Origin of the sequence: Mycobacterium arosiense ATCC BAA-1401 = DSM 45069, from assembly GCF_002086125.1 — a bacterium.
Classification (GTDB): Bacteria; Actinomycetota; Actinomycetes; order Mycobacteriales; family Mycobacteriaceae; genus Mycobacterium; species Mycobacterium arosiense.
Genome location: NZ_MVHG01000167.1, coordinates 1 through 3,274 on the forward strand (window position 1 = coordinate 1; position 3,274 = coordinate 3,274).

General features: G+C 60.5%; 1 protein-coding gene and 2 pseudogenes. All 3 read left to right on the forward strand.

Features of this window, described 5'->3' with window-relative positions; translation table 11 throughout:
• A pseudogene (locus tag BST14_RS29930) lies at positions 1–499 on the forward strand (hypothetical protein); the annotation flags it as partial.
• 497 nt (positions 500–996) lie between these two features.
• Positions 997–2,862, forward strand: coding sequence for a fatty acyl-AMP ligase (locus tag BST14_RS27690; protein WP_245845807.1), 1,866 nt, complete (start codon positions 997–999; stop codon positions 2,860–2,862).
• Between the two features lie 42 nt (positions 2,863–2,904).
• A pseudogene (locus BST14_RS27695) lies at positions 2,905–3,201 on the forward strand (DUF4193 domain-containing protein).
• The last annotated feature ends 73 nt before the right edge of the window (positions 3,202–3,274 follow it).

Consider the following 3,274-nt stretch of genomic DNA (forward strand, 5'->3'; position numbering starts at 1 on the left):
TACCTCGGATAGATTGGCAAAGACACGCCGATACCGCAGATACGGTGGCAATACATCACATCGGATGTCAACGGACAACAGCGCCGGCTGGTTCGGCTTGCCGGACCAGCCAGCGTTCGCGACCATCAGGTGGACGCGCCACAGAGAAAAGCGTCACGGTGACGAAAGGGATACGCTTGGAGGGGCCCGCCTATCCACCAACGCCGAACAAACGTCAGGTCGCCGCAATATGTGCAACCAAACGCCGTCAACGAACAATGAATTCTCGGACCCATCTACGCGCAAGCGGATTACAACTGATGATCTGCGCCGCGCCGCCGAACGTTGTCGGGATCTCGACGACTCGGCACTGATGGCGCAGGCATGGGATGAACCCGCTCTAACGCGACCAGGTTTGCGGACATTCGGGCAGCTCCCGAATATCGATGTGCCAGAAGACTTCGATGGACCGCTATCCGGCGGGGAAGTCGCTGCTTGGGAAGGTGATTCGGCAGAGTAGCTGCGACGCATGTGCGGCAGTTTGGGCACCCTGAATCGCAGTGTCAATACGTCACCGTGACGAAAAAGAGCGCGCGTGGGTATGAGGCCAGAGCGCGCGTAAGCAGATCACGCAACACGCTAGAAAAGGCGTTGTCACAAATCGGACAGCGTGGTGGGCGAATGACTGAAAACCTCTATGCGCCAGTCGGCGATCTAGTGGAAAAGTCGGAGATCGACTGCAAAACCACAACAATCACCAGATCGCCGCTGCCACTGGCTCGAGCTCGGCTTTAGGCTAACGCCGATAAGCGACATTATGTCAGATAAAGTCCGCCATATTGCTTATAGCCGTGTACAGCAACAAATTTCATGAGCGGTCGACATACCGAGGGACGGAGGCGGCAGCGTCGGCCATCGATGTGTCGCCAACAACGCCGCTGCCACTGTCACGAGTGTGATCCTTTTCATGCCCCGCGGCAGATGCATGTAGTTAGCTTAGCTATTATTCTTCTCATCGTGGTGGAGAGTCGGTTGTCGCACCGTGGTGGCCCAGCTGCAGTCGGCGATATTGCGGACTACGTTCTTGCCGATGGCACGATCGTGGTGCCCGACGGCGCGACCCTGACATCGTTTCTCGACCACAACCGAGCGACTTTCGGGGAGCGCCCGTCCTACCGCTTCATTGACTACGCCAAGGAGCAGGACGGGCAGGCCGTTAATCTGAGCTGGAACGCGCTGTGGTCACAAGTACGCGCCATCGGCGCCCGCCTGCAACAAGTCACCTCGCCCGGTGATCGAGTGGCGGTCGTTGCCCCACAAGGCTTGCACTACGTTGCAGCTTTCTTCGCCGCGCTCCACGCCGGCAACGTCGCCGTCCCGCTCTTTGCGCCGACTTTGTCCGGGCATGCCGAGCGTTTAACGGCGGTGATGGCCGATGCCCAACCCGCCGCAGTCTTGACCACCACCGAGGCCGCCGAGCCGATCCGCCGGTTTATCAGAGACCTGCCGCCCCGGCAGCGTCCACGACTCATCGCGGTCGACGCCGTGCCAGAACTACTCGGTTCGAGCTTTTCCGACGTAGCGCGTGATACCAATGATGTCGCCTACCTGCAGTACACTTCCGGCTCAACACGCACGCCAGCGGGGGTGGAAATCAGCCACCGCGCGGTCTGCACCAACGTCATACAGATGGTCTTGGCGGGTGGGCTGGACTTGCGAGTCCGCAGCGTGAGCTGGCTGCCCCTGTATCACGACATGGGTCTGATCATGATCATGTTCCCCGCGCTGTTCGGGGAATCCATCACGCTGATGGATCCCATGGCATTCCTGCGGCGGCCCTACCGATGGATCAAGCAGCTCGGCGCCGAGGGTCGATACGGGCGCACCTTTGCCGCCGCACCGAACTTCGCCTTCGAGCTCACCGCCGAACGCGGTCTACCACCAAAAGGCGACTCACTGGATCTGAGCAATGTTGTGTGTCTACTCAACGGGTCTGAACCGGTGACGATGTCCGCCATCAACAAATTCACTACCGCGTTCACCCCTTATGGTCTGCCCGCCACCGCGGTAAAGCCGTCCTACGGAATGGCCGAAGCGACACTCTCGGTAGCTAGCATCGCCCAAGACGCGAAAGCCAGTGCGATCCATCTTGATCGTGAGCAACTCGGCGCAGGTCGCGCGGTCCCCGTCGCGGCGACAACGCCAGGCGCGGTCGCCTACGTCTCTTGTGGCCAACCGATCCCTAATCAGTGGGCCGTGATCGTCGACCCCGACGGCGCCGAGGTTCCCGACCGTATGATCGGGGAAATCTGGTTGCATGGCAACAATATTGGTCGTGGATACTTTGGCCGAGAAGATGAAACACAGCGTGTCTTCGGCAACAAACTGCAGTCACGCCTAGAGGACGGCAGCCACGCTGAGGGCGCCCCGGATAACGGCTGCTGGCTGGCGACCGGGGACCTCGGCGTTTACGTTGACGGCGAACTGTATCTGACCGGACGGATTAAAGACCTCATCATCATCGACGGCCGCAACCACTACCCCCACGACATCGAAACCACGGTCAGCCAGGCTTCAACCGCCATCCGCAGCGGCTACGTCGCCGCCTTCTCGGTTTCCAACGACATGCTGGAATCATCGGGCGACGGCAAGACCGCAGAGCAACTCGTCATCGTGGCCGAACGCGCCGCAGGTGCGGGCCGCGCCGACCCCGCCCCGATCCTGGATGCGCTGCGAGCAGCGATCGCACGTGAGCACCACATCCGCGTTGCCGACATCAAACTTGTGGCCGCCGGGGCGATTCCGCGCACAACCAGCGGCAAGCTGGCCCGCAACGCCTGCCGGACCGAATACCTGGGCCGACGATTCAACCGCAGTCAGTAGCGGGTTAAGTATTCCTATTTCTCATTCTGAAAGCGACTCGCCATGGCCACTGATTACGATAAACCCCGCTCGACGAATGCCGAAGTATTGGAGGGCGATTCACTTCGCTTCTTGCGTCCAGACCGCGTCGGCGGACAGGATTTACTCCTCGACGAGGACACCGACACCGCCGATCCCATCGAATTGCCCGGCGCAGACCTCTCCGGCGAAGTACTCTAAACCCAGGTCCTTCCCCAGCAAGCCGACGAATTCATCTGCGCTCGCTGCTTTCTCGTCGAACACAAAAGTCGACTCGCCAGCAGCACCAATGGCCAACCCGTCTGCACGGATTGCGTCTAGGGCGTGTCTGACAAATGGGGTAGCCAGAGGGTGATGGCGCGTAGGACTGCTGCGCCGCGGTAGACGACGGCGA